26 protein-coding genes, 1 pseudogene and 1 other annotated feature are annotated in these 25,256 nt (G+C 54.0%); of the genes and pseudogenes, 6 read left to right on the top strand and 21 right to left on the bottom strand.

Annotated elements, in window-relative coordinates; translation table 11 throughout:
* Window position 1: 1 nt before the first annotated feature.
* The 16 genes and pseudogenes from D4100_RS23100 to D4100_RS23025 all read right to left on the bottom strand — a co-directional run bounded on the left by D4100_RS23100 (window position 2) and on the right by D4100_RS23025 (window position 12,618).
* Window positions 2–289, bottom strand: coding sequence for a phage tail assembly protein (locus tag D4100_RS23100; RefSeq protein ID WP_012005306.1), 288 nt, complete (start codon window positions 287–289; stop codon window positions 2–4).
* 63 nt (window positions 290–352) lie between these two features.
* Window positions 353–862 carry a phage major tail tube protein gene (locus tag D4100_RS23095; RefSeq protein WP_006323695.1) on the bottom strand — a complete coding sequence of 170 codons (510 nt, stop codon included), beginning with the start codon at window positions 860–862 and terminating at the stop codon, window positions 353–355.
* A 13-nt stretch (window positions 863–875) separates the two neighbouring features.
* Window positions 876–2,045 carry a phage tail sheath protein gene (locus tag D4100_RS23090; RefSeq protein ID WP_065505895.1) on the bottom strand — a complete coding sequence of 390 codons (1,170 nt, stop codon included), beginning with the start codon at window positions 2,043–2,045 and terminating at the stop codon, window positions 876–878.
* A 141-nt stretch (window positions 2,046–2,186) separates the two neighbouring features.
* Complete coding sequence (locus tag D4100_RS23085; RefSeq protein WP_065505896.1) at window positions 2,187–2,741, bottom strand: tail fiber assembly protein; 555 nt, start codon at window positions 2,739–2,741, stop codon at window positions 2,187–2,189.
* A gap of 1 nt (window position 2,742) precedes the next feature.
* Complete coding sequence (locus tag D4100_RS23080; RefSeq protein ID WP_119805349.1) at window positions 2,743–4,407, bottom strand: phage tail protein; 1,665 nt, start codon at window positions 4,405–4,407, stop codon at window positions 2,743–2,745.
* Window positions 4,408–7,175: 2,768 nt separating this feature from the next.
* Window positions 7,176–7,697, bottom strand: a pseudogene (locus D4100_RS26040) (phage tail protein I); the annotation flags it as partial.
* Window positions 7,690–8,598 (bottom strand): baseplate assembly protein, encoded by a 909-nt coding sequence (locus D4100_RS23070; protein ID WP_119805347.1) that lies wholly within the window; start codon window positions 8,596–8,598, stop codon window positions 7,690–7,692. The gene D4100_RS23070 and the pseudogene D4100_RS26040, both read right to left, overlap by 8 nt.
* Before the next feature lie 4 nt (window positions 8,599–8,602).
* Window positions 8,603–8,953, bottom strand: a complete 351-nt coding sequence (locus D4100_RS23065) for a GPW/gp25 family protein (protein ID WP_065505900.1) — start codon at window positions 8,951–8,953, stop codon at window positions 8,603–8,605.
* A complete protein-coding gene (locus D4100_RS23060) occupies window positions 8,950–9,585 on the bottom strand; it encodes a phage baseplate assembly protein V (RefSeq protein WP_065505901.1) in 636 nt (211 codons plus the stop codon). Before D4100_RS23060 ends, D4100_RS23065 begins: the two co-directional genes overlap by 4 nt.
* Before the next feature lie 89 nt (window positions 9,586–9,674).
* Window positions 9,675–10,139 (bottom strand): phage tail protein, encoded by a 465-nt coding sequence (locus D4100_RS23055; protein WP_065505902.1) that lies wholly within the window; start codon window positions 10,137–10,139, stop codon window positions 9,675–9,677.
* A 69-nt stretch (window positions 10,140–10,208) separates the two neighbouring features.
* A complete protein-coding gene (locus tag D4100_RS23050; protein ID WP_065505903.1) occupies window positions 10,209–10,721 on the bottom strand; it encodes a lysozyme in 513 nt (170 codons plus the stop codon).
* Entirely contained in the window at window positions 10,705–10,923 is a 219-nt protein-coding gene (locus tag D4100_RS23045) for an HP1 family phage holin (RefSeq protein ID WP_065505904.1), read from the bottom strand. The genes D4100_RS23050 and D4100_RS23045 overlap by 17 nt, the downstream gene beginning before the upstream one ends.
* A gap of 3 nt (window positions 10,924–10,926) precedes the next feature.
* Window positions 10,927–11,133 carry a tail protein X gene (locus tag D4100_RS23040; RefSeq protein WP_081303984.1) on the bottom strand — a complete coding sequence of 69 codons (207 nt, stop codon included), beginning with the start codon at window positions 11,131–11,133 and terminating at the stop codon, window positions 10,927–10,929.
* A gap of 199 nt (window positions 11,134–11,332) precedes the next feature.
* On the bottom strand, window positions 11,333–11,518 hold the full coding sequence (locus D4100_RS23035) for a hypothetical protein (RefSeq protein WP_071919879.1): 186 nt from the start codon (window positions 11,516–11,518) through the stop codon (window positions 11,333–11,335).
* Window positions 11,519–12,015: 497 nt separating this feature from the next.
* Window positions 12,016–12,237, bottom strand: a complete 222-nt coding sequence (locus tag D4100_RS23030; protein ID WP_065505907.1) for a TraR/DksA C4-type zinc finger protein — start codon at window positions 12,235–12,237, stop codon at window positions 12,016–12,018.
* A gap of 75 nt (window positions 12,238–12,312) precedes the next feature.
* Window positions 12,313–12,618 carry a hypothetical protein gene (locus D4100_RS23025; RefSeq protein WP_065505908.1) on the bottom strand — a complete coding sequence of 102 codons (306 nt, stop codon included), beginning with the start codon at window positions 12,616–12,618 and terminating at the stop codon, window positions 12,313–12,315.
* A 230-nt stretch (window positions 12,619–12,848) separates the two neighbouring features.
* Here D4100_RS23025 and D4100_RS23020 point away from each other — a divergent pair, with 230 nt between their 5' ends.
* Window positions 12,849–13,745, top strand: a complete 897-nt coding sequence (locus D4100_RS23020) for a phage repressor protein CI (protein ID WP_065505909.1) — start codon at window positions 12,849–12,851, stop codon at window positions 13,743–13,745.
* Window positions 13,746–13,791: 46 nt separating this feature from the next.
* Here D4100_RS23020 and D4100_RS23015 read toward each other — a convergent pair whose 3' ends face one another.
* A complete protein-coding gene (locus tag D4100_RS23015; RefSeq protein WP_004950379.1) occupies window positions 13,792–14,556 on the bottom strand; it encodes a DUF481 domain-containing protein in 765 nt (254 codons plus the stop codon).
* 565 nt (window positions 14,557–15,121) lie between these two features.
* Between D4100_RS23015 and D4100_RS23010 the strand changes: the two genes are divergently transcribed.
* Window positions 15,122–16,195, top strand: a complete 1,074-nt coding sequence (locus tag D4100_RS23010; RefSeq protein WP_065505910.1) for a 3-deoxy-7-phosphoheptulonate synthase — start codon at window positions 15,122–15,124, stop codon at window positions 16,193–16,195.
* A gap of 6 nt (window positions 16,196–16,201) precedes the next feature.
* A complete protein-coding gene (gene tyrA / locus D4100_RS23005; protein WP_065505911.1) occupies window positions 16,202–17,323 on the top strand; it encodes a bifunctional chorismate mutase/prephenate dehydrogenase in 1,122 nt (373 codons plus the stop codon).
* 41 nt (window positions 17,324–17,364) lie between these two features.
* Here the strand turns inward: tyrA and pheA are convergent, their stop codons facing one another.
* The 4 genes from pheA to bamD all read right to left on the bottom strand — a co-directional run bounded on the left by pheA (window position 17,365) and on the right by bamD (window position 20,199).
* Window positions 17,365–18,522 (bottom strand): bifunctional chorismate mutase/prephenate dehydratase, encoded by a 1,158-nt coding sequence (gene pheA, locus D4100_RS23000; RefSeq protein WP_065505912.1) that lies wholly within the window; start codon window positions 18,520–18,522, stop codon window positions 17,365–17,367.
* A 41-nt stretch (window positions 18,523–18,563) separates the two neighbouring features.
* Window positions 18,564–18,689 (bottom strand) — a sequence feature (Phe leader region).
* On the bottom strand, window positions 18,641–18,688 hold the full coding sequence (locus tag D4100_RS25830) for a hypothetical protein (RefSeq protein WP_193378397.1): 48 nt from the start codon (window positions 18,686–18,688) through the stop codon (window positions 18,641–18,643). (Overlaps the previous feature by 48 nt.)
* Before the next feature lie 124 nt (window positions 18,690–18,813).
* Window positions 18,814–19,155 carry a ribosome-associated translation inhibitor RaiA gene (gene raiA / locus D4100_RS22990; protein ID WP_004950387.1) on the bottom strand — a complete coding sequence of 114 codons (342 nt, stop codon included), beginning with the start codon at window positions 19,153–19,155 and terminating at the stop codon, window positions 18,814–18,816.
* 312 nt (window positions 19,156–19,467) lie between these two features.
* Window positions 19,468–20,199: an outer membrane protein assembly factor BamD gene (bamD, locus tag D4100_RS22985; RefSeq protein ID WP_065505913.1), complete on the bottom strand. Its 732-nt coding sequence runs from the start codon at window positions 20,197–20,199 to the stop codon at window positions 19,468–19,470.
* 131 nt (window positions 20,200–20,330) lie between these two features.
* Here bamD and rluD point away from each other — a divergent pair, with 131 nt between their 5' ends.
* The 3 genes from rluD to clpB all read left to right on the top strand — a co-directional run bounded on the left by rluD (window position 20,331) and on the right by clpB (window position 24,743).
* Window positions 20,331–21,308: a 23S rRNA pseudouridine(1911/1915/1917) synthase RluD gene (gene rluD, locus D4100_RS22975; RefSeq protein ID WP_065505914.1), complete on the top strand. Its 978-nt coding sequence runs from the start codon at window positions 20,331–20,333 to the stop codon at window positions 21,306–21,308.
* Window positions 21,308–22,039: a purine nucleoside phosphorylase YfiH gene (gene yfiH, locus D4100_RS22970; RefSeq protein ID WP_065505915.1), complete on the top strand. Its 732-nt coding sequence runs from the start codon at window positions 21,308–21,310 to the stop codon at window positions 22,037–22,039. Before rluD ends, yfiH begins: the two co-directional genes overlap by 1 nt.
* A gap of 130 nt (window positions 22,040–22,169) precedes the next feature.
* On the top strand, window positions 22,170–24,743 hold the full coding sequence (clpB, locus tag D4100_RS22965) for an ATP-dependent chaperone ClpB (protein WP_006323719.1): 2,574 nt from the start codon (window positions 22,170–22,172) through the stop codon (window positions 24,741–24,743).
* Window positions 24,744–25,256 lie beyond the last annotated feature (513 nt).

Below are 25,256 nucleotides of genomic sequence, written 5' to 3'. Positions count from 1 at the left end.
TTTACTCGGCCGATTTCGGCGACAAAAAACCGATCACCTGGCCGGCCAGCGCAATCAGGTCCGGCAGTTCCAGGCGCGCGCACTCTTCCTTGGTCAGATTCGGGTAGGTGACGCGCGGCAGGATGGTGATCAGGGCGTCAACGTCGGCGTTGGCCAGGGCCGCCAAACCGATGCCGCGCAGGCTGCCGGCATTCGGTTTGGTGACTTGCACTTCGCGGATTTCGCTGTCGCCACGTTTGATCGGGGTTTCCAATACAACGGTATTTTCTGGGGATGCATTCAGTTCCATGGGATTTCCAATTATCAGTCAGGTAAAGAAGGCCAGCGCATGGCTGGCCGTTAATGTTATGAATTACAGGCCAATGGCACGACGGTGAGCCGCCAGCAGATCCACGCCGTCGACTTTCTCGATCATGTTGACGGTATCGATCTCGATCAGCTCTTTGCCGTCGATGCTCAGCTTGAAGTAGGTACAGTCGGTAGAGACCTTGGTTTCGGTGTCTTCGCCTTGCTTGAAGTCGCCGCTGTCGATTTCCTTGTGACGGCCGCGCATCACCACTTCGAGTGCTGAAACTTCGCCGGTGTCATCACGCTGGAAAGAGCCGGTAAAGCGCAGCGGCACTGCATCTACGCGGCCCCACTGTTTCAGCACCAACTCATCGATGCCGCCCATGGTCCACTCAACAACCAGCGCATCGTCGTCCAGACCGAAGTCCACGGACGCTGCACCGCTCATACCGCCGCCGCGGAATTTTTCCAGCTTGCGGGTCAGTTTCGGCAGGGTCATGGCGGATACCACGCCCATGTAGTTGAAGCCGTCGTTAAACAGGTTCAGGTATTTCAATTTTTTTGGCAGTGCCATGATTCAGGTTTCCTTAGCTGTTCACGGACGCGGCGAAGTTCGCCAGGTAACGGTCGGTAATGCGTTGGCGCAGGGTCAAATCTTCCAGCGGCGGCACCGGGGTGTAGTCGTAATCAATAAACAGTTTGCCGGCCTTCAGGGTGTCCTTATCGTTGGCGTTTTCGTCATACCAGCAGTCGCCATCGATGATCAGCCCTGCGGATTTCAGTTCGCGGAACTTGGCTTTGATACCGTCGATCATGTCGCGGATCAGCGTTGGAGTGACCGGGCGGTCAACCGCCCACAGATGCGCTTCGGCCATGGTGTCTGCCAGTACTTGCGCGGTGCGGGTGTAGTTTTCGAACTGGAATAACGGATCGTCGGAGCAGGTGCGTGAGCCCCAGAACTTAAAGCCATCCTTACGGATCAAGGTGGTAACACAACCCTGGTTCAGCAGATCGGCGTCGGTACCCACGGTTTGCAGATCCCAGAACACGCTGGACGAAATGCCGCTCACTCCGTTCACACCGACGTTGGACAGGGTTTTGTGCCAGCCGGTTTCCTGGTCGATTTTGGCTCGCAGGCCGAGTGCGCGGGCTGTAGCGAAGGCGATGTCGCTGCTGTTGGTGGTGGTGTTCCAGTTGACAAAATCCGGCCAGATCAACATCAGTTCACGCTGGCTGAAGCCTGCACGGTACTTGATGGCGTCGGAAACGGTTTTGCAGCCGTAGGCGCTGATATAACCGAAGGCGCGGAGTTGTTGGCAGATACCGGCCAATGCGGTAGCCACTTCCAGGTTATCGTGGCCAGGTACGCCCAGGATACGAGGTTTCACGCCCAGTTCAGACTGTGCAGCCAGCAAGGCTTTCATGCCAGTGTACTTACCGTTCTCATCGGCGCCGCCAATGATATTGGAGGTGGTTTCGGCTTCGTCTTTGCCTTCCGCCACGCGCACGACGACGGTCACCGGTTTGGCCTGCTCGGCAATCGCCAGCAGCGAGCGTGCCAGAGTGCCTTCCTTTCCGGCCTTGCCGCTGGCGGCCAAAACGTCAGTGATCAGCACCGGGGTGTTGAGGGGAAACAAGGTTGCATCGGCATCTTCTGCGGTACAAACCATGCCGACAATTGCCGTCGAGACGGTGGAAATTACGCGGGTGCCTTCGTTGATTTCGAGGACACGCACGCCGTGGTGATAATCACCCATAGTATTACTCCGTTTGTGGTTGGTAGTAACAGGATGCCCTTCACGATGCGACGACGCACGTCATTGGGTTTGTATGGGATCTGGTACAACAGCAGGAAAAATAAAGATAAAAAAAACGCCCCGTGCGGGGCGTTGAGTGGATTACTGCGGTGACTGCGGCCAATCAATATCGGGGGCGGTGCCGGGATCCAGCCGGCTAAGCAGAACCCGGTAGGTTTTCCAGTCGGTCAGACGTCGTTGTTCTTCATCACTCGCCATTCCCAATTCGATGGCATCGGCAAGCGTTGCTATTTGCAGCGTGGCCTGTTTCATCAGATCCTGCTTTTTATTCATGGCTTGCTGTTGCAGTTCTGCGGATGAATACTCTCTGGGTTTAACCTGTATTCCATCAAAAAACCAGCGACCATCGATATCAGCCCCTTCTGGTAGTTGGTCTGTTTCTGCAACGCTCATGTTTTCCGGGAAAAAACCTGAAACGTCATAATGCCCCTCGGTATTCGATTTATTGGTAATTGAGCGAATTATTCCATTGTTGTCATACATTATTTTTATAGTGTCATTGCGGAATTTTTTTTGGCATTCATACCAATCATCACCACTTTCAGACCTTAAGAAAAGAACGCCATGTGACGCTGCCAACGATTTTTGATCCGCAGTTTCGGGTTCAATGAGAGTGAAGTTTTTTATGTTTTTCATATTAAGCGATCCAGACGGTAACCCAAGTACCGTTAATGAGTTTTTGTAACGGACGGCGAAAAATAACATCAATAAATTCGTCTTGATTGTTATTCGCCGCCCCGGTTAAAACATAGCCGGCACTGTCTGCGTAACCAGGGCCGTTCCAGGAAGCGGCACTTTCTACATTACCCAAGCGAACGTCGCGAACGAAGTTTTGGTTAAGGTAATTAGATAAGAAACCACCCCAAATGCTACCGTTGATATCACCATTGGTTTGAAAGGCGGCAGTGCCGGCATATAAAGTATTGCCTGCCCGACATTCCCCCGTGACATATAATGTGCGATCAATATAGGCATCAGCACCAACAGAAATGTTTTCATTAACCCGAACAACCTTAGCTCCCAGAGTGAGCTTTCCTGGATTTTCATTAATAATACGGACGTCATAATCTCCAGACGTATTGGCATAATGAAAATCTATATAAGGAGAGGCTCCAAATAATTCAATGCTGGCTTTGGCCGTCAACGAGCCTGAAATAACTGAGTTGCCATTCACAGTTAATGACGGCGTAGTCAGCCCCGATTTGGTTTCAATAGCGCCATTAACCGTTAGACCGCCGCTAATGGTATCGCCGCTCTGTTTAACAAACTTGCCGTCGGCCTCACCTTTGCTGTAAGCACCGACATCCGCCGCGGTGGGTTTATAGGCAGTGGTGTAAATTCGGTACCACGACAGCGGTTTCTCCGGTGTAGTGGAGCTACCGACATAAGCGGCTGCGCTATTTTGGACTGCCAGATAGCCGCTTGAAGGACCGCCATCGCATGGCAGGTTTATCACACCATAAATTCCTGAACCCGGTGCGTTTTTCGACGTGCCATTGACCCGATAGATTGCGCCAAGATTGCCGTAGGCATCTGCACGATGCGTTGAGCCCGAGCCGAGACCGAACGCGCCAACTTCCATCAAGTTTGCAGCTTCAGTCCCCACGTTACGAGTGGCCGCGCTGCCTAAGCCCAGATTGCTCCGCGCAGTGACTTTATCCGCCACATCTTTCAAGTTTGCGGCGATTTTTAGCGAGGCGTCATTCACCGCCTTCACCGCCTTCGGTGTTGCCGCCAGAGATTCGCTGTTGCTGTTGTTGTCATTGCTCAATTGGGTAAAGCCTTTGGCCAGCAGAGTTGCATCCGGGTGATTGCGTGAACGGGCATGTTCGGCGATTGCCGCATCCAGCGTGTCGCGGGAAACCAGCACGGCGGTTTTGTCCGCGACAATCATCGCGCTGGCGTCACCTTTGACCAGTAGCACCATGCGTACCACTTGAGTACGGCCAGCACCTTCGGCCAGCAGCGGTTTATAGGTGTCAGGGGTATTGGCGATCGCCACCAGCACACCGTTTTTATCGTATAACCCCAGCTCTCTGATCCACCAGCCGCCGACATCTTCCGGGATCACCTGCTCGGCGATCACCTGATTATTGCTGTTGGTGTTCACCTGCAGCGAGTTCAGCGCGGCACGACGTCTTTCGTTCACCAGTTTGGTCTGGCTTTCGCTCGGAATGGTGGCTGTACCGCCGCCGTCTCCGACCGCCATTTGGGTTATTTCCAGCTTTTGGCCGGTTGCTGTGGCGTTGGCCAGCAGCGCTTTGCCCTGTTCGGTGAGCAGGGCGCGGTATTTTGCTGTCATAGTGTTGCTCTCTTCTGTTCGTCGACCGGGTAGTTAAGGCCGCTCTTGTACATCACATACAGGCTCAATCCGCGCAGGATTTCACCCGACCAAAAACCGAAGAACATCCCATTGTCGGTACCGGGACGCGGTGCCGGCGACCATGCGCCATCCATCACGTCGCCAGTGGCCAGATAGTTCTTCTGTAACTCTGTTACGCATTGCTCAATAAAGTGATCTGTGCCGCTGACCGAGCAACCGGCCATTTTTGCCATTACTGCGCCGGCCAGCCACAGGCCGCACATATGGCCGGTGAAGTCGTGTTGATCGGGTTGCGGAACGCCGGCCATCGGGAAATCGGTCGGCGTGATGCCGCCGGAATCCTGGGTAAAACCGATCAGCCAGCGCAGCCAGTTTTCGACATAATCAACCAGTTTGGTTGGCGGCGTTTTACCCGCCAGTTTCAGTTCATACCAGGCACGGGTCGCACCAAAGAAAGCGCGCGGCTGATAGCCGGCCCATGCAGTCCCCTTACCCCAGTGGTACATGGTCCAACTGTCCGCACTGCCGTAGCTCAGGTTATCCCAGCGATTCCAGATATAGGCGGAAGCACCGGGACCTAATACGCCGAACTGCTGCTGATACCACTGCTGTGATTGCCACAGAAATTCGGCCATGTTGTTGAGCATCACGTCGTCGGGGTCGGCGTCGGCATTAACGAAAATAAAGGGGTACTGGTAACCCGGATAAGGCATGCCGTGCCAGCCGTCAAACTGTTGGCTGTCGGCCTGGTAGATATTGGAAAACGGAATCACGCCAGGTGTGCAGAACAGGCTGTCCTGACGATGACCCAGCATGGTGCAATCCCCCAGCAGGGCGGTATAAGGGTTTTCCGCTTGCAATGTGATGCGGTACTTGATGGTGTAACCGTCATCGGCGTTAAAGGTAGGTGGGATATCGTTCAATACGTAATAGCTGAAATTGGCGTCCGTCACGTTGCCATCTTGCAGGATGGTGATTTGTTCAACGCTGCTGAAGTTGGGGTGAGCAGGTTGCTCATCGCCCTCTTGATGATCAGGTTGGTAGCCGCTCAGCACCGCGGCTGCCGGGGCAAAGGTTGCCAACATCCATTTGCCGTCGGTCGCGGGCAGCATCCAGTACCAACGCCATTTATCGTCATCCTCCAGCCGCAGGTTAAAGTCGGCGTCGGCGCGGTAAACCAATTGGGTAACAGGGAAGCGTTCCCCATCGGTCAACCAGGCGCCAATGACCATGCCGGCATCATCATTGGGGAAGCGGGCGTTGATCACCATTGCGCTGCGGCTATCGTAAACCTGTTCTTCAAACAGACTGCCGATCACGCAACCACCGTAATCGGTCACCGCGCGTTGGTCGGCCAGCAGATAATCGCTGCCGTCTTCGCGGGTCAGCGCCGCCAGACTGCTGAGTGCGATATCGTAAGTTTTCACCTGTGCAAGGGTGGATTGCGGCAAACCTATGCCCCATTCGGTGGCCTGAGCAGCATTTTTTTCCGGTGCAATGGAAAGCTGCAGTTTGCAGGTAATGGGCTGATTCTGGTCATCAACACCGCCAAAACTGGTGCGAACTTTTGACTGGCTGTTGATACGGAACCACACCGCCTGCTGCTCCAGCGATTGCTGTGACGCGACATCCTTGCGAAGGGTGATCATGCCATCTGTATTGCGTGCATAGCTGACCGGTGCATCAGCGGGGTAGGACCAGTCGTAGGAGATGCCGTCGGTGAATGGCGTATTGGCATGCTGACTCTGACGGAAGAATTTATCCTGCGCATCAATGTCGGTATATTCCATGGCGGTGAATTCAACGCTTTTCCATGCCTTGAAATAGCGTTGTTCACCGGTGATTTTGTACAGCAGATAACAGGCGTCGGCGAACCACAGCTCGGCGTCTGCCGCATTGCCCATGTTGTTATGTGAGACCGGAACATGCAGCGGACGATTATGCTGGATCTGATTGCGCTCGATCATTACGCCACCCTTTTCGAGCGGCTGACGATTGGCAAAGTTCAGCTTATGGCTACCGCCGAGCGTGGCGTCTTCCAATTGCACGGTGCCGAACTGAGCGGCGGGTAACCCTTTGGCGAGAATGTCGCCGTCGGCATTAATCTGATAACCCTGCCAGTTGATGATCCACGCAACGTCATAGCGTTTGCCATCGCGATTCCAGTCAATGTTGCCGGCGGCGTTAACCGCGCGGACCTGGGCATTGATGGCATCCCACGCCAGAACACCGTCAAAGGCGAAGGTAGCGATATCCAGATACTCCCCCCAATAAGGAGCACCCTGAGGGATCTGCGTACGCCCTTTGTTAAAGGTCATCGACACGCCTTTGAAACCGCTGTGCGTTGGATCCTTGCTATCCACCGGCCAGTTGGCGAGTACCGGCTCTTTGGCGTTGACGATCCAATTGGCTACCCAACGCTGAGGGGTTTCCGGGATAGGGGCTCCATCGTAAAAATGAGTCACGTAAGCGTCGAAGCAGGCGATGGCTTGATCCAGATACTTCTGTTGTCGGGTCGCCTGATAGGCATGCGCATAACCGAGGATTTGCAACGCTTGCCCCTCGGTGGTGGCGTCATTGGGTAATCCGGCCATGCGAGAAAGCTCTCGTTCATGACGTGAGTCGGCCAGAACATGTTCTTCATTGAGAACAAAATGTTGTTTGGTCGAATCAAGAGTAGTGCCGGTATTGCGCTGTAAAAACTGGTAATGGCCTTCCAGCATCTGTCGGGCAAATTCAACATAGTCTGGATACAGGGTGGTGATCTCTGCGTCGTAATTGCCGCCGGCTACCTCGATGTTACCGGAGGCTTCCAGATTCAGGGCAAGGCTGCTCAGGTGGCGACTGACGGGTTTGGCATCGGCGATCATCCGTTCCATTTCCAGGTACATTTCTTCGGTAATACCGTTCTCCAGCACACCGATATCCAGCGAAAAAGTACCGGGTTCACCGTTGGTCTCCCACCATTCGCGCAGTTTAATCAGGTAACCCAATGGCTCAACCACGCGGCGGATAGCGCCGATGGTGCCTTTATGGCGGTGCACGAGGAAGGCGGAGGAGACGACCTCGCGCTTGACTTCTTCCGTCCAACTCTCGTCCCAATGATCCACCGAAAACGCCCAGGCCAAATAGGGCAACAGGTTGAGCGGGCAGGTAGCCGGGTCCCACAACTCACGCAGCGGTACCGGTATCGCGGCCAGCTCGGCACAGGCGGCCGCGGCGGCGACCTCCAGCGCTGATGAGCCAACCGGCAACAGGCGGTTACTCATCGGAACCCCCTACGATCAACTTATAGTCGGAGCAATATGAAGCCTGGGTTTTATCCAATACGATGTCGGCAGGAGGGCTTTTCAGCTCCACCCGCTGGACGCCTTCGGCATGCAGCGCCGCATAAATTGCCGACAGACGGATATCACGCCCGAGGCGGTGTTGGGCGCTGATGTAGCTTTTTAGCTTGGCTTCGGCGGCGCGCCGGATTGGTTCTGCTTCAGGGCCAGGGTAAAGGTAAAGCACCGCGTCAATACTGTAATTGACGATGGTGGCGGAGCGAACGCTGACGCGGTCCGCCACGGGACGCACATCTTCGTCATTCAAGGCTTTATCGACGATGGCTAGCAGCTCGGCGCTGGCGGTGCCATTCCCTTCACGCGACAGTACTGAGATCAGTACGTTAGCCGGGCTGGGGCTGGTAGCGGATACGTCGGCCACCCGGCCATCTGCGGAGCGGCCATGGTACTCGTAGGAGCCGCTGGAGCCGGCGACGCTCAGCCCTTCAAACGCCTGCTGGATACGTACGCGAAAATCGCTATCGGACTCCATAATCGCTGGAGTCGGCGGGATGATCGTGGTATCGGGCTGCTGCACCACCAGGCGCTGAACCTGGAAGTTGGCGCCAAGCTGATCGAGGTCGCTGCCGCTGGCGTAGCCGAGCATCACCGACTGTGCGGCTTCGTTAATGCGTTGACGCAGGATCAATTCGCGATAAGCGTTTTCCTGCAGCAGTTTGACGATCGGCTCCGATTCCAGCGTCAGCGTGCGTGCAATCGCTTCACGCTGCTCTTCCGGGTAGAGGGAAATCAGCGTGGCCTTGCGATCGGCCAGCAGCGACTCGTAATCGAGTGAGTCCACTACAGTGGGGGCGGGTAATAAGCTCAGGTCAATGGTTGGCATGGTGTCAGCTCACAGAAACAGAAAGAGAAAAGGTATCCGGCGTATCCGTGCGATTGCCGGTGATGTCGACCACCATTTTTCCGTCAAAGGTGGTGTTAAAGGTGATACCGCTTAGTTGAATACGCGGTTCCCACTGCAGCAGTGCGCTGTAACAGGCAGCCATTATCTGCAGCCGCAATACGTCGTTTTGCGGCTGATCCAGCAGTTCGGATAGCAGAGAGCCGTAGCTGCGGCGCATGGTGCGTGAGCCAATCGGGGTGATCAGAATGTCGCTCACCGATTGGCGAATATGTTCGAGGTCGGTGATCGTGCGGCCCGAGCCTCGGTTCATGCCGAGATATTTCGCGTTGTTCATGCTGGTTTGTCCGTTTGGCTTCCGCCGTTCTGCACGCCGCCGTGGGTGTGGGTGTGCACTACAATGCCGTTGGAGCTGATGCTACCGCCGGAGTGGTTGATATCGCCGGTCATCGAGCCGCCTTGACGGATGGCAATGGTGCCGGCAGTTAATAGCTGGGTGCATTCCACCTCAGGAGCATCCAATGTGATTTTGCTCGTTGCGTGGCAAACGATGGCCGGTGCGGCGACGTTCACCTGCTCAGTAGCATCGATCGTGGCGCTTTTGATGCCGACGGCCTTCAGCGCTCCCTCGGCCGGTTCATACTCGATCACCGCGCCGTCGGGAAAGGTAATGTGCGCTGCTTGCGCTGAGACCGACGGTGCCGGGTGGGCATCGGAAAAAATGCCGGGTAGCACGAACGCGGTATCGAGTTCGCCGCCCAGTGACAGCACTAACACTTGTTCTCCTACACTGGGTGCCCACCAGGTGCGGGCACCGCCAGCGCGGCCGGACAGCCAGTTAAGCCAGTCGGTGAGGTTGCCACCGGTGGCGATGCGGCAGAGGCCGCGGTCAAGATCGACCTCGCTGACGGTGCCAATGCGTATCAGGTTGCGCACCAGGCGCTGAATATCGAAGTTGTCTGTGTTCATCTCTCAAGAATGCCGTCGAGTGTGGGGGGCGACAACGCAGCGGTGTTTAGCTGACGCCAGCACAACCGAAGCCGTCCCCGCAGATAAATTTATGGTTGCTGAAAGTGGCTGATCAGCTCACCGTGCAAGTAAACCTGGGTAAATCGCATGACATTCTCCGGTTCCGGCGGCTCCGCCTGCGGGGTGATGTACAGCGCACCGTCGCGTTGTTCAACCAGGATGCGTTCGGTTAGCTGTAGCTGCAGATCGAGCTGACCGGTGGAGGTGACGCCGTGCTGGAATGCAAATCCGTTTTTACGTTTTTCCGGATTGACGAGAAGGTCCGGTTGATGGCTGCGCAACCAGGCCAGCACAGTGACCATCACCAGATCGTTATTGGCTGTCGGTTCGTCCAGCGTCAGGTTGAGCTGGTATTGGTACTCGAACGACAGTGAAGGGCCCAGCGTGGAAACCACGCGGCCGTTATCAATACTGAGGTGCAGCCTGTCGGGGAATTCCTGCAGAGCAGGCAGAGCGTTGACCAGCGCTGTGCGCAGTTGCTCGGGTTTTAACATGATAAGTCTCCTGGCAGGCGGAGCCTGCTTGGGTGGATGAATAGAAGAGAGCCACGTCAGAAGCCGCCGTCATAAACTGCTCCCCTGCAGGCAGAGCGTTCGCTCGGCATTGCGACGGCGTTCCAGTCCTTTGTTTTTGACGCCATTGACATAAACCCAGCGCGGCAATTGATCGCAGGCAGCCTGCCATTGCCGACGTTTAATAAAGGTGGCCAGGGTGGAATTGCAGGCGGCGTTGACGCCAACGTTAAAAGCAAAGGCGCTGACAGCGTCGTAAACAGGCTGTGGCATCGCCACGCTCATGCAGCGAGCTATGCCGTTTTCGACATTGCGGACATCGTCGAGCAGATTGGCGGCTGCCTGGCGTTCGTTGATGACGGTACCCGGTTTTACGCCAGCGGTATGGCCGATACCGTTGGTCCAGACACCTGCACTGCATTGATAGGGTGCGAGCTGGCAGCCTTCAAAATCGGCGATCAGGCGTAATCCTTGTTCGGACGTTTGCAGGTTATCGAACTGCGGCAGTAAGGCGGCGATCGCTAGAATAACGGCCACGCTGCAGCGTTTAGCGAGTGAGTTCATCGTAGACTCCGGGTTTCAGTCCGTTTTTTTTTAATGACTTCAACAGCTGATAGCTTTTGCGCCGGTAGTACCAATTCACCGCGAAGGTGCCGACACCGACCGCCGCGCCGACCAGAATGGCGATATCCTGCGCAGAGTGTCGCCCGAGCCAGGCCAGGCACGCCGCCACGATATAGGCAAAGGTTGATGTGAATTTTTCCATCGCTTAGTCCCAGAGTTTGACTGTTTCGCGTTGGGCCGCCGCCGGCAGCTCCGGTAGCTCGATCGGATGACCGTGCGGTAGCAACGGGCCAACGTCGGCCAAGCCGGCGTTGGCGAGATAGACCTGCTCTACCAGACGTTGTGTGCTGCCGTAATAGCGCCAGCAAATCGCGTCAATGGTGTCGCCTTGTTGTGCATAAATTTTCATCATTACCATCCTGCGATGTGAGTGGGTGGGGCATCAGGCCCCCGAGTGCTCATCAGTTTCCCGCGCGTGACGAGAACCGGCAATGTGATGGCGTTGTGGATGAGGTGGCACAACCAAAGGGAAAACGCCTGTGATAGAAACGAAAACACCCGCCGGTGGCGGGTGTTGGGAATAGGCGTTTGGATCGTCTGCAGGCTTTCGGTTAGCGCGGAACCTGGCTGTCGACAGGGTAAAATATTTCTTGATAATCATTGTCTGGCAGCACCTGACCGGCGAGATCGGAGATCAGCGACATGGCGATCAGCAATTCTGTAGCGCTGCATTGTGCAGCTTGTGAAACGTCGGCTATGAACTGAATTCGGGACAGTGTTACTTGTTGTTTATCCATAATATTCACTGTTTTTTGCCCTCTGTTAAATGCACTGTTTATTTATACAGTATTAAGCAAAACGCTAAAGGCGTCAATGGCCAGACTTATCATTTGTGCAGCAAAAATATGCCCGGTCATTGATTAGCAGAAATTGTATGAGAGGGGCGTTGAAGGTGATTTCCCCCCTCTGACCAGGACTTTCAATTACCAGCGTTGAAGAGTAATACCTCTTTGCTGCGCAGAGTGGGCAATACTCAGACAGCGTTGTTGTTGTGCCGGCGCCCGGTTAATTTGAGGCGATCCACAGTTATTGGCAGAACTCAAAGGTGTTGCGACGCCAGGATTTTTGGGGACTATGCGCCACTGTATGGTTCGTGTCCGATTTACCCGTTCAGAACCAGGATGGGGGAATAAGTGCCGATAACTTTTTGTACTTGTTTGTCATCGGCGTTCAGCGTTGGGGAGGCGGTGGCGTGGGTTGATCCTGTACCGGTGAGAGGGAACAGGGCATGACTTTAGCGCCGAATAAAATGACGTTGTTGAATCTCTGCGATTTCCTGACAGGCCACGCAGCGGCTTACGCCGGGAATAGCGATGCGTCGTGCTGTCGGGATCGCGGTTTCGCATTCAATGCAAAACAGGGCCGAGATTTGCGTTATTGCCGGTCTGGCGTGTTCAATTTGCTTCTCGAGCATCAATGCTTGGCGCTCCTGCGCCATATCAATGGTATCAGCCAAGGTGAGTTCTCCTGACAAGGTGGGGATTTGGGACGAGCGGCATCCGGCGGGTTGCACGCCTTGAATTGCCAACGGTTACTTTTTCTGAGTTAACAGGCAGTCTTCTTCGCTGATATAGCGTGGCAGAGACTTGCCCAGCGCAATAAACTCATTGAGCGTGGCGACAATTTTCTGTCGCTGGGAATAATTCATTTCGTGGAACAACAGCATTACGTGGCGTTCGGTCAACCCGGCGTGAAAACAGAACGTGTGGCGCAAATGCAGTGGTGCCGTGTTGTAGATCTCCTCGGCCTGGTTGGCCTGTTGGGCAAACAGCGTACGTCGAATTTCTGCGATGCGCCGTAGGCCGATAGCCCGTTGCTCTTCACTGGCCAGCAGCATGACAACCTCCTCTGCATGCAAATTGACGTTTTACTTGTAAAAGCAAGGTCAGGTCTTTACCGAGCATCCGCACTACAGATATGGTGAGTCTGATATCCGCAGACTTGCTATTGGCATGATGTCGTGTTTGCTTTTTCGTCAATCATGTCGCATCATCTTAACTAAAGTGGCATGAAAATCGTTTATCAAGCGATTTAATGGCATTCTAGATCGCAAAATGCGACTTGTAAATGCAAATTTTGATTTTAATCGGTGATGATATGCATGAAGAGACTGTGAGCGATAATGCCTCTGTAGGCGCAGTGATTGAAAGGCTCCTTTCATCTTATGGCGTTGGTACGCAAAAAGAACTAAGTGAAATCCTTGGGATAGCGCCAAATAACATCAGCAGCTGGCAACAACGCGGCAGCGTGCCTGGTTATGTGATCATCAGCTGCGCGTTAGCCACAGGTGCAGATTTGGCTTGGTTAATGAATGGGGAGCTTGCAAAAGCAAAATACTCCCGTAGGCCAGTACAGCCCGCTCAGGGTAAAGCGCTTTACGATAGGGTACTTGCTTCGGGCGGAAAGAGCGTGCTTCGCCGTATTCTCGACGCTTATGGTTTCAGTCTGCAAAAAGAACTGGGGGATCTGCTGGGGATTTCTTCTGGCACGATGAGCACCTGGGTGCGCCGCAACTATTTCCCAGGGGATATTGTAGTGACCTGTGCCCTGGATACCGGCGTGTCTCTATTATGGCTGGCGACAGGCCAGGGAGAGATGTGGGCTGATAAAGGAGCTGAAGCCGCGCCTGCAGGAGGGAGAGCGTTGCCAAAATATCGCTTGATCGCCGGGCAGTTGAAAGACGCGGGTGAATGGTTGGCGGACAGTTCGTTGATCCCGGTCAGCGTAGCGCAACCGGCCTATATCGACGGTGGACGCTTATCCTGGTTAGTGGATTTGTCGGTGACGCACATTGCCAATGGGCGTTGGCTGATCGATATCGACGGCAATCTGGACGTTTATGATATTGCGCGTCTGCCAGGTAATCAGGTGCAGGTGAGCGGGGGACATACCGACTTTCAGTGTTCTCCTGATGCTCTGAAAGCCTTGGGCATGGTCTGGCTGACGCTGTCTCCGCAAGCATAAAAAAAGCCCATCAATGATGGGCTTGGCAGGAGCGGGCTTGGCAGGATTACAGACCGTAAACCAGCGAGACCGAGGTAGTGGTGTCGGTGTTTTTCGGCGCAGACGCTGGTGGTTTGCTGTTGTAAGTTACTGTGTAAGCCAGGCGCAGCGAGAACTTGTCGTTAATCGCAACGCTCAATGCAGTCTCGGAGTTCAGCGTGGTTTCTTCGTTAGCCAGCGCCGAAACGCCTTCGGAGAACTTGGTGGTGTCGGTCAACTGGTATGAATAGTTGGCTGCGCCGTAAGCCAGCGCTTTCGTTGAGCGGCCACCGCCATGATATTCATCGTGACGCACGCCCGGACCAAATTCTACCCGTAAATCGCTGAGCGGCCCGTTGAGCACTTGGCGGCCGTAACCACCCGTTGCAGTGGAGCGAGAGTCGTAACCGTTGAAACGATCGCTCAACCAGCTTGCCTGGCCGAACAGATAGTTGCGATCGGACAGGTTATACCGGGTACGGCCGCCGGCCTGATACTTTTCCGATGAGCGCACGTTGGAAGACGTGGTGTTGTTGGCGGCTCCCCACAGGCTGTAGGCAGCATCGCTGTTAAACCAGGTCATGCTGGTATTGGCCAACAAGGTAGAGCTTTGCGAGTTGCCTGACTGGGAGTTGTACCCGGCCTGGACATTGCCTTCAAACGGTTTTTTAGCGGTGGCCGGATCGTCCATCGCGGTGAAAAGCGTATTGTCGGCAAAGGCTGAAACGCTGGTGAAGGCAGTCAAGCAGCTGATGACTAGCGGAATAGCGCGACGAGCGCGTAAAGAGAGCATTTTGGATCCAGTTGTTAAGAGTGATTATAGGTGATAACGGTCACATTATAGCGATTCCGCATTGCGACAAAAATAGCCGCGATTAGCTTAAGTTTTAAATTTTTCATCCTCACTTATTCATTTTTCTTCTACTTAATTAATCCCTTCCGCTGGCATATCATGCTAAGTGTCCTTAAGGTTTGATGGGTTTTTTTGTGAGATTGTCGCCTGCCGGCAACAAAACCCACAGCCATAGCTTTTGCGGAAGCTCCGTGCCTGCCTGCTTGGTGCTGTAATATTTTGTGTACAAAATAATTTACAGTTTTCAGCCTGGGCGTTCTTTGGAATGAGCCGCAAAATAGAGGGCGGTGATGTTGGGTTTTTTATTGTTTTTTAATTTAAATCAATTGGTTTGGTTGTTTTTATTGGTGTGGTTATGGTTGGTTTTTGATTTGACATTGCAGTGGTAATTTTTTATTTACGGATTTCGGATTGAAAACTTTACAGTTCGTGGTAGGGTAAGGTTCTGAAACGCTCAACGTTCTCTTCACGCTTACGCATAACGGCAAACGACAGGAATAGCATCATGCAAAAAGACGCGCTCAATAACGTACATATCAGTGCAGAACAAATTCTGATCACTCCGGAAGAATTGAAGAACCAGTTCCCGCTTAGCGCCAACGATGAAAATGAAATCGCCACTGCGCGCAAAACCATCGCCGATATTTTGCAGGGGCGCGATCACCGCCTGCTGGTGGTGTGCGGCCCTTGTTCTATCCACGATCCGGATGCGGCACTGGATTACGCCCGTCATTTGAAAACCCTGTCGGCTGAATTGAGCGATCAGCTATATATCGTTATGCGTGTCTATTTTGAGAAGCCGCGGACTACCGTCGGCTGGAAAGGTCTGATTAACGATCCGTACATGGATGGTTCGTTTGACGTTGAGGCAGGTTTGCACATCGCGCGTCGCCTGTTGCTTGACCTGGTCGGAATGGGGTTGCCGTTGGCGACTGAGGCGTTGGATCCGAATAGCCCGCAATACCTGGGGGATTTGTTCAGCTGGTCAGCGATTGGTGCCCGTACCACTGAATCACAAACTCACCGTGAAATGGCTTCAGGGTTGTCAATGCCGGTAGGTTTCAAAAACGGTACCGACGGCAGCCTGGGGACGGCAATTAACGCTATGCGTGCAGCGGCAATGCCGCACCGGTTTGTCGGTATCAATCAGGCGGGCCAGGTGTGCCTGCTGCAAACTCAGGGAAATCCGGATGGCCACGTGATCCTGCGAGGCGGCAAAACGCCAAACTACAGCGCCGAGCACGTTGCAGCCTGCGAAAAACAGATGCAGGACGCGGGACTCCACCCGTCCTTGATGATAGATTGCAGCCATGGCAATTCGAATAAAGACTATCGCCGTCAGCCGGCAGTTGCCGAATCCGTGGTTGAGCAGATCAAAGCGGGTAACCGTTCGATCACCGGCATCATGCTGGAAAGTCATCTGCATGAAGGCAGCCAGTCCTCCGAGCAACCGCGTGCAGATATGCGCTACGGGGTTTCTGTTACTGACGCCTGCATTAACTGGGAGAGTACAGAGACTCTGCTGCGTCATATGCACCAGGAACTCGGCGCTGCGCTGACGGCACGCACTGGAGAGTAGTAAGTTATGGTGGCTGAACTGACCGCGTTGCGCGATCAAATCGACGAAGTGGACAAGGCGCTGCTGCAGCTGCTGGCGAAACGCCTGCAACTGGTGGCAGATGTAGGCGAGGTTAAAAGCCACCACGGGTTACCGGTGTACGTTCCCGAGCGTGAGGCGGCGATGCTGGCCTCGCGCCGTAAAGAAGCTGAAAATCTTGGTGTACCGCCGGATCTGATCGAAGACGTACTGCGTCGCGTGATGCGAGAGTCTTACGTCAGTGAGAACGACAAAGGCTTTAAAACCCTGTGTCCGCAGTTGCGCCCGATTGTGATTATCGGCGGTAATGGTCAAATGGGACGGTTGTTCAATCGTCTGCTGACTCTGTCTGGCTACCGGGTCAAGGTGCTGGATCAGGAAGACTGGCCGCAGGCTGAAGCGTTGCTGGCAGACGCCGGTATGGTAATTGTCAGCGTGCCTATTCACGTGACCGAGCAGGTGATTGAGCGGCTGCCGCCGTTGCCGGCGGATTGTATTTTGGTCGATCTGGCCTCGGTGAAAAATCGTCCTCTGAATGCCATGCTTGCGGCGCACGGTGGCCCGGTGGTGGGGCTGCACCCGATGTTCGGTCCGGATGTGGGCAGCGTGGCCAAGCAGGTTGTGGTTTATTGCGATGGCCGCCAACCGGAAGCCTATCAGTGGCTGCTGGAGCAGTTGCAGGTGTGGGGCGCGCGTTTGCATCGCATCAGCGCGGTTGAGCACGATCAGAATATGGCGTTTATCCAGGCACTCCGTCATTTCGCGACCTTTGCCTATGGGCTGCATCTGGCGGAAGAGAACGTTCAACTGGAACAGTTGCTGGCGCTGTCTTCGCCAATCTACAGGCTGGAACTGGCGATGGTTGGGCGGCTCTTTGCTCAGGACCCGCAGTTATATGCGGATATCATCATGTCGTCGGAAGAGAATATTGCGCTGATTAAACGCTACTATCAGCGTTTTGGCGAGGCGATAAAGTTGCTGGAGCATGGGGATAAACAGGCGTTTATCCAGAGTTTCCGGAAGGTCGAGGACTGGTTTGGCGACTACGCCCAACGCTTCCTGGTAGAAAGCCGCTCGCTGCTGCGGCAGGCAAATGACAGCCGGCAATAAGTTATCAGGGTTCGGCTGTGCCGAACCCTGTTTTATCTCATTCAGGATGGATTGACAGGTACCACGTTGTCGCTGGGGTAACATCCCAGTACTTTCAGCGAACGGGTGATCGGCGTCAGATCTTTCAACGCTTTTTGCATCGCTTCAGAACGCAGGTTCGCTTGCACATCGATATAAAACATCTCTTCCCATGGATTACCGTTAATTGGGCGGGATTCCAGCTTGGTCATGATGATGCCATTGTCACGCAGCACCAGCAGCGCTTCAACCAGAGCGCCTGACTGCTGGCCGGTGGCCATAATCAGGGTGGTCTTGGCCGGTACCTGTTCTGACACCTCGATAGCCTTGCGCGCCAACACGATGAAACGGGTAATGTTCTGCTGTTGGTTCGCCAGATTGTGTTCCAGTACCTGCAGACCATACAGTGCGCCGCCAGCCTCGCTGCCCAATGCTGCCGCTTTAGGTGAGTTCAGTTTGGCGACTTTTTCCATTGCTGCCGCGGTGCTCTCGCAGTACTCGATTTTCCAGTGCGGGTAGCGGTTAATAAACTGGCTGCACTGCTGGAACGGCTGTGGGTGGCTGTACACGGTTTCGATTTGGTTCAGGTCGGTGTTATCGGCCACCAGGACGCAGTGATCGATTGGGTTGGTCAGTTCGCCAACGATCGACAGGCTGGTGTGCTGCAGCAGATCGTAGACGTCGTTGATCGAGCCGGAACTGGTATTTTCAATCGGCAAGATAGCGTAATCCGCCTGGCCGGTTTCGACCTGGGTGAAAATGTCCTGAAATTTTTGGCAACCGCATTCAATCAGTTGGTCGAAATGGCGAGCGGCATATTGGCGAGCGGCCAGGTGCGAATAGGAACCTTTAGGTCCAAGGAAGGCGATGCGGGCAGAATGCTGGCTGACTTGATTAAGCTGATGCTGCAACAGCGCTTGCTGGGTCAATACCGAGTCTTCGATAATCAGCTGGAACAGGCGGGTGACGTAAAAACCGTCGAGGTCGTAGGGTTTGGCGGCGGCGATTAACGCATCCAGCAGGTCTCGCTCGCGTTCTTTATCGCGGATGGGACGATGGGAATGCAACTTGGTTTTTCCCACCTCGACCGCCAGCTCACGGCGCTCTGCCAGCAGTGCCAGCAGTTTGAGATCCAGTGCGCTGATGCGTTCGCGCAGCACGAGTAACGGGTTGTCTGTCATAATCAGCTTCTGCCTTGTATTTTTATACGTCGTAAATAGCCATAAAAAAAGCCCCCTGTTTCAGGAGGCTTTGCTGTTCGTCTTCGCATTCTTTATCACACGACGAAACGCCTCCCAATCAGGGGAAGGTAAAAAAGAATGCGAAGAAAAACGGTTTACGGGCCATGTGTTATCCAAAAATGTGCGCGAGACAGGTTTTAAAGTAACCGCAGGCTTTTATCTCTGTCAATAAAAAAACCAGACAAAAAACGCGCCCTCAGGCGCGTTTGATGTGAAACAGCCGCTAAACGGTTATTCCTGTTCGGGCTCAACTTCTGGAACAATGTCTTTCACGCTGGCGGCGGCGCGGCGCGCTTCGCCTTTGTGCTGCACCTTATTCAACTGACGCTCCAGCTTGGCGATCAGATCGTTAACGGCGGTGTACATGTCTTCATGTTTTGCGCTGGCAACCAGCGGGCCGTTAGGGGTGGTAATGGTGGCATCGGCTACAAACCCTTTAGGTTCTTTGGATAAAACAATATGCGGGTTAATCAGCTGGGCCTGCCATTTTTCCAGTTTGGTGAGACGGTCTTCGACGTGACTGCGGATTGCGGGAGTGATATCCATTTGTTTGCTGGTAATGTTCAATGTCATATAACTTACCTCTCTGTCTTTCCGTCTTAGATGACCCCAGCATACCCCGCTTTTTGTTTAAATGCGTGATGATAATCACGTTTTTTTGTCACTTTTTGCAAAGTTAGTTCAATCTGTGATTCAGCATCTGAATCGGCCATCTAACGCTTGAGTCTTGAGAGTAGAACGCGCATTATTGAGAGGATAAGCGGTTGCGCAATTTTGCTAATGCCGTGTTTTTACTCGTGTATTTTTCAAGTCATGGTCAAATGTGCAGCAAATGAAAACGGCAGCCGAAGCTGCCGTTTTGTTTTTCTGCTAGCACTAATCCGCTTACGACGGATTGGCGGCGATCACTTTGGCTACTTTGTCGGCCTGGCCGTTCAACTGCAGCTGTTTGTAAGCGTTTTCCATCAGGGGTAAGGCGTCGCGCGTTGCCTGGGTATCCGGGTATTCACGCAACATCTGATCGGCACGATTAACGACCGCGACGTAAGCACCGCGTTTAGTGTAGTATTCCACCACCGAAAGCTCATATTTGGCCAGGCGGTCTTTCAGATACACCAGACGCTTGTTGGCATCGGTTACATACTGGCTGTTCGGGTATTGCTGAATCAGCTGGCTGAAATCGCGAAAAGCAGCGCGAGCATGCTGTGGATCGCGGTCTGAACGATCGACCCCGAAGAAGCCTTGCAACGCACTGTCATCCAGCGCCATATCGGTCAGACCACGCATGTACATCACGTAGTCGATGTTCGGGTGCGTTGGGTTCAAACGCATGAAACGATCGATAGACGCCTGAGCCAGTGGTAAATCGGCAGATTTATAATAGGCATAAATCAGGTCCAACTGAACCTGCTGGGAGTACGGCCCGAAAGGATAGCGGTTATCTAACGCTTCGAGTTGCGTAATCGCGCCCTTAAAGTTACCGTCCTGCAGTTTTTGCTGGGCAGTAGCATAGATTTCCGAAGGTGGGTTGTCGGGAACCGCATCCTTGGATGTGGAGCAACCTGCCAGCGCCAGGCTCAACGTGGCTGCCGCCACCAGATATTTCATACGCGTCATGACGTTTTGATTATCCTCAGGGTGTTATTCCGGGAGACTGTCCGTTAAGCTCCCGACAAAGACCAGGTACAATAGCACATTATATTAAACGGCATCGCCGTGAAAACCCAACGTTAACGAAGAAGCTGCATATGGCACAACAAGTACAACTCACCGCAACGGTGGCCGAATCTCAACTCGGACAACGTTTAGATCAGGCTTTGGCCGAATTGTTCCCTGATTATTCGCGATCTCGCATAAAAGAATGGATCCTGGACGATCGAGTACAGGTTAATGGCAAAACGACGAACAAACCGAAAGAGAAAGTGCTGGGGGGAGAGACGGTCGCCATTGATGCCCAGATAGAAGAAGAAGCCCGTTGGGAACCGCAGGATATCGCACTGAATATCGTCTACGAAGACAGTGACATTTTAGTGATCAACAAGCCGCGTGACCTGGTTGTGCATCCTGGTGCCGGTAATCCTGATGGTACGGTGCTCAACGCGCTGCTGTACTACTATCCGGAAATCGCGGACGTGCCGCGTGCCGGCATCGTACACCGTCTGGATAAAGACACCACAGGTCTGATGGTGGTGGCGAAAACCGTTCCGGCGCAAACCCGTCTGGTCGAGGCGTTGCAGGCACGTGAAATCACCCGTGAATACGAAGCGGTCGCTATTGGTACCATGACCGCCGGCGGTACCGTTGAAGAGCCGATTTCCCGCCACTCCACCAAACGCACGCATATGGCGGTGCACCCGATGGGCAAACCGGCGGTGACGCATTACCGCATTATGGAGCACTTCCGTGCGCATACCCGTTTGCGTTTGCGCCTGGAAACCGGTCGTACCCACCAGATCCGCGTGCATATGTCGCACATCAACCATCCACTGGTTGGCGATCAGCTGTACGGTGGCCGCCCACGTCCGCCGAAAGGTGCATCGGAGGCGTTTATTGCTACGCTGCGCGGTTTCGATCGCCAGGCGCTGCACGCTACCATGCTGCGTTTATATCATCCAATCAGCGGTATCCAGATGGAGTGGCATGCGCCGCTTCCGCAGGATATGGTCGATCTGATTAACGCGCTGAAGGTTGATACCGAAGAATTCAAAGATCAGATGAATTGGTAATGGATCCCTTTATCCTGCCTGATTGGTCGTTGCCTGCGGGGGTAAAAGCCTGCAGCACTACCCGCGGTGGCGGTATTAGCCTATCGCCGTATGATTCGCTCAACCTCGGTACCCATGTCGGGGATGTTGCGTCTGCGGTGGAACTTAACCGTGAACGGTTGGTGGCGGGTGCGAGTCTGCCGCAAATGCCGGTTTGGCTGGAACAGGTTCACGGTACCCGCGTAGTGCGGTTGGATGGGCAAACCCCAACTGACCTGCGCGCGGATGCTGTTTACAGCAACGTGCCGGGGCAGGTGTGTGCAGTAATGACGGCGGATTGCTTGCCTGTGTTGTTCTGCTCACGTGCAGGCGATGAAGTGGCTGCTGCCCACGCCGGTTGGCGCGGGCTTTGCAATGGCGTGCTGGAACAGACTTTGGCAGCGTTTGCCGCTGAACCGGGCCATATCAGCGCCTGGCTTGGTCCGGCAATCGGTCCGCAGCAGTTTGAAGTGGGGCCAGAGGTTCGTGCCGCATTTATGGCAGTGGATAGCGCTGCAGCGGCCGCTTTTATCCCGCACGGCGACAAGTTCCTGGCAGATATCTACCTGCTGGCTCGCCAGCGCCTGCAGCACGCCGGCGTAAAACTCATCTACGGCGGTGATCGCTGTACGGTTAGCGAAATCAGTCAATTTTTCTCCTATCGACGCGATGGAGTAACCGGACGTATGGCAAGTTTAATCTGGCTGATATAACCTATTGAATTAGGACGGTCCGCTGACGCATGACGTTGTACTGATAATATAGTGTCGAAATAACCTTGAAAATTTGAGGGATGACCTCATTTAATCTCCAGTAGCAATTTTGACCTACATTGGAGGTGTTATGCGTCTGGATCGTCTTACCAATAAATTCCAGCTTGCCCTCGCCGATGCCCAATCTTTAGCCCTTGGGCACGACAACCAGTTTATGGAACCGTTACATCTGATGAGCGCTCTGCTCACTCAGGAAGGGGGCACGGTTCGTCCACTATTAACTTCTGCCGGTATCGATAGCGGGCGCGTGCGCACCGAAATCGAACAGGCTTTGTCACGTCTGCCTCAGGTTGAAGGCACCGGCGGTGACGTTCAACCCTCCCATGAACTGGTGCGCGTTCTGAACCTGTGCGACAAGCTGGCGCAAAAGCGGGCGGACAAATTCATTTCTTCCGAACTGTTCGTCCTGGCGGTGCTTGAAGATCGCGGAACCTTGACCGATCTGCTGAAAGCCGCCGGAGCGACAGCCGATAAAATCAGTAAGGCCATTGAGCAAATGCGGGGTGGTGACAGCGTGGAAGATCAGGGTGCCGAAGATCAGCGTCAGGCGTTGAAGAAATACACTATCGATCTGACCGAGCGTGCCGAGCAGGGCAAACTTGACCCGGTTATCGGCCGTGACGAAGAGATCCGCCGTACCATTCAGGTGTTGCAACGCCGTACCAAGAATAACCCGGTGCTGATCGGTGAGCCTGGCGTGGGTAAAACCGCGATTGTCGAAGGTCTGGCGCAACGTATCATTAATGGTGAGGTGCCTGAAGGGCTGAAGCACAAACGCGTGTTGTCCCTCGATATGGGGGCGCTGATCGCCGGGGCCAAATACCGCGGTGAATTTGAAGAGCGACTCAAAGGCGTACTGAGCGATCTGTCAAAACAGGAAGGCAGTGTCATTCTGTTTATCGATGAGTTGCACACTATGGTCGGCGCGGGCAAGGCCGATGGTGCAATGGATGCCGGTAACATGCTGAAGCCTGCGTTGGCACGTGGGGAGCTGCACTGCGTCGGCGCGACCACCTTGAACGAGTACCGTCAGTATATAGAGAAGGATGCGGCGCTTGAACGTCGTTTCCAGAAGGTCTATGTGGCTGAGCCGAGCGTCGAAGATACCATTGCTATCCTGCGCGGCCTGAAAGAGCGTTATGAGCTGCACCACCACGTGCAGATCACCGACCCGGCGATCGTTGCGGCGGCTACGCTGTCACATCGCTATATCTCCGATCGTCAGTTGCCGGATAAGGCTATTGACCTGATCGATGAGGCGGCGTCAAGTATCCGCATGCAGATGGACTCCAAACCGGAATCGCTCGACAGACTGGAGCGTCGCATTATTCAGCTCAAGCTGGAACAGCAGGCGCTGAACAAAGAGTCGGATGACGCCAGCAAGAAACGCCTGGAAATGCTCAGCAGCGAGTTGGAGCAGAAAGAGCGCGAATATTCAGAGTTGGAAGAAGAGTGGAAAGCCGAGAAAGCCTCGCTCTCCGGCACCCAGAATATAAAAGCGGAACTGGAGCAGGCCAAGATCACCCTGGAGCAGGCGCGGCGCGTCGGCGATCTGGGGCGTATGTCGGAACTGCAGTACGGCAAGATCCCTGAGCTGGAAAAACAGCTCGCCGCCGCTACGCAGGCCGAAGGCAAGACCATGAAGCTATTGCGTAACCGGGTGACTGACGCGGAAATCGCTGAAGTACTGGCTCGTGCCACCGGTATTCCGGTAGCCAGGATGCTGGAAGGCGAGCGTGACAAACTGCTGCGTCTGGAGCAGGAGTTACATTCGCGGGTGATTGGTCAGGATGAAGCGGTCACTGCGGTATCCAATGCAATCCGCCGTAGCCGCGCGGGGTTATCTGACCCTAACCGGCCGATCGGTTCGTTCCTGTTCCTCGGCCCGACCGGGGTAGGTAAAACCGAGCTTTGCAAAGCGTTGGCGTCGTTCCTGTTCGACAGTGATGATGCGATGGTACGTATCGATATGTCCGAGTTTATGGAGAAACATTCGGTATCGCGGCTGGTGGGTGCGCCTCCGGGCTATGTTGGCTATGAAGAGGGCGGTTATCTGACCGAGGCCGTGCGTCGTCGACCTTATTCAGTGATCCTGCTGGATGAAGTGGAAAAAGCGCACCCGGATGTGTTCAACATCCTGCTGCAGGTATTGGATGACGGGCGTCTGACCGATGGTCAGGGCCGCACCGTTGATTTCCGCAATACCGTGGTGATCATGACCTCTAACCTTGGGTCTGATCTGATCCAGGAACACTTTGGTCAGATGAACTATGCACAGATGAAAGAATCGGTTATGGAAATGGTTACACATCACTTCCGTCCGGAATTCATCAACCGTATAGATGAGGTGGTAGTGTTCCATCCGCTCGGGCAGAAGCATATTGCGGAGATTGCCAAGATTCAGTTGGCGCGTCTGTACAAGCGTCTTGAAGAGCGTGGTTACGAAGTCACTATGACTGAACCGGCCTTGGCACTGTTGGGCCAAACCGGCTATGACCCTGTTTATGGTGCGCGCCCGCTGAAACGCGCTATTCAGCAGGAAATAGAGAACCCGCTGGCGCAGCAAATCCTTTCTGGCAAGCTGATCCCGGGCAAGCTGGTGACGCTGGATGTGGAAAACGAGCATATCGTCGCCAGGCAGTAACGGTTATTTAGAGCCATAAACAAAAAGGGAGCGGAGTATCGCTCCCTTTTTGTTATCTATTTTTGGCCTGACTTCTGGGGTTTGCATCTTCCGTAGCCTTAAAATCCCACTTTTTAGGCTAATAAATATCCTAAAAAGCTGTTATTGGTTAATGTTTGAACGGTTGGAAGGTTTTTTGCATTTAGGGGTTGCGGCCTTCTGAGAACTCCCTATAATGCGCCTCCACTGACCGGGAACAACGACTCCTCTAACGAGAACCAGTCGCCCAGCCAGGAAGAAGCAAGCCGGTGAAAACACCGTTTCTTAATAAGAAAAAAGCTTGACTCTTCAGCGGGAAAGCGTAATATGCACCTCCCGCGTTACCGAGAGTTATCTCAGTAACGAACGCTCTTTAACAATTTATCAGACAATCTGTGTGGGCACTCCACAAGACGATATCCAGTACCTTCGGGTACGAAAAAATATCAAGTCTTGAAGAGTGACTACTGAAGTAAAATTCATTTAGTAACCTTT

Origin of the sequence: Serratia inhibens, assembly GCF_003591175.1 — a bacterium.
Lineage (GTDB): Bacteria > Pseudomonadota > Gammaproteobacteria > Enterobacterales > Enterobacteriaceae > Serratia > Serratia inhibens.
The sequence above is the reverse complement of the archived record's forward strand: the minus strand, read 5'-3'. Positions and strand labels throughout refer to the sequence as shown.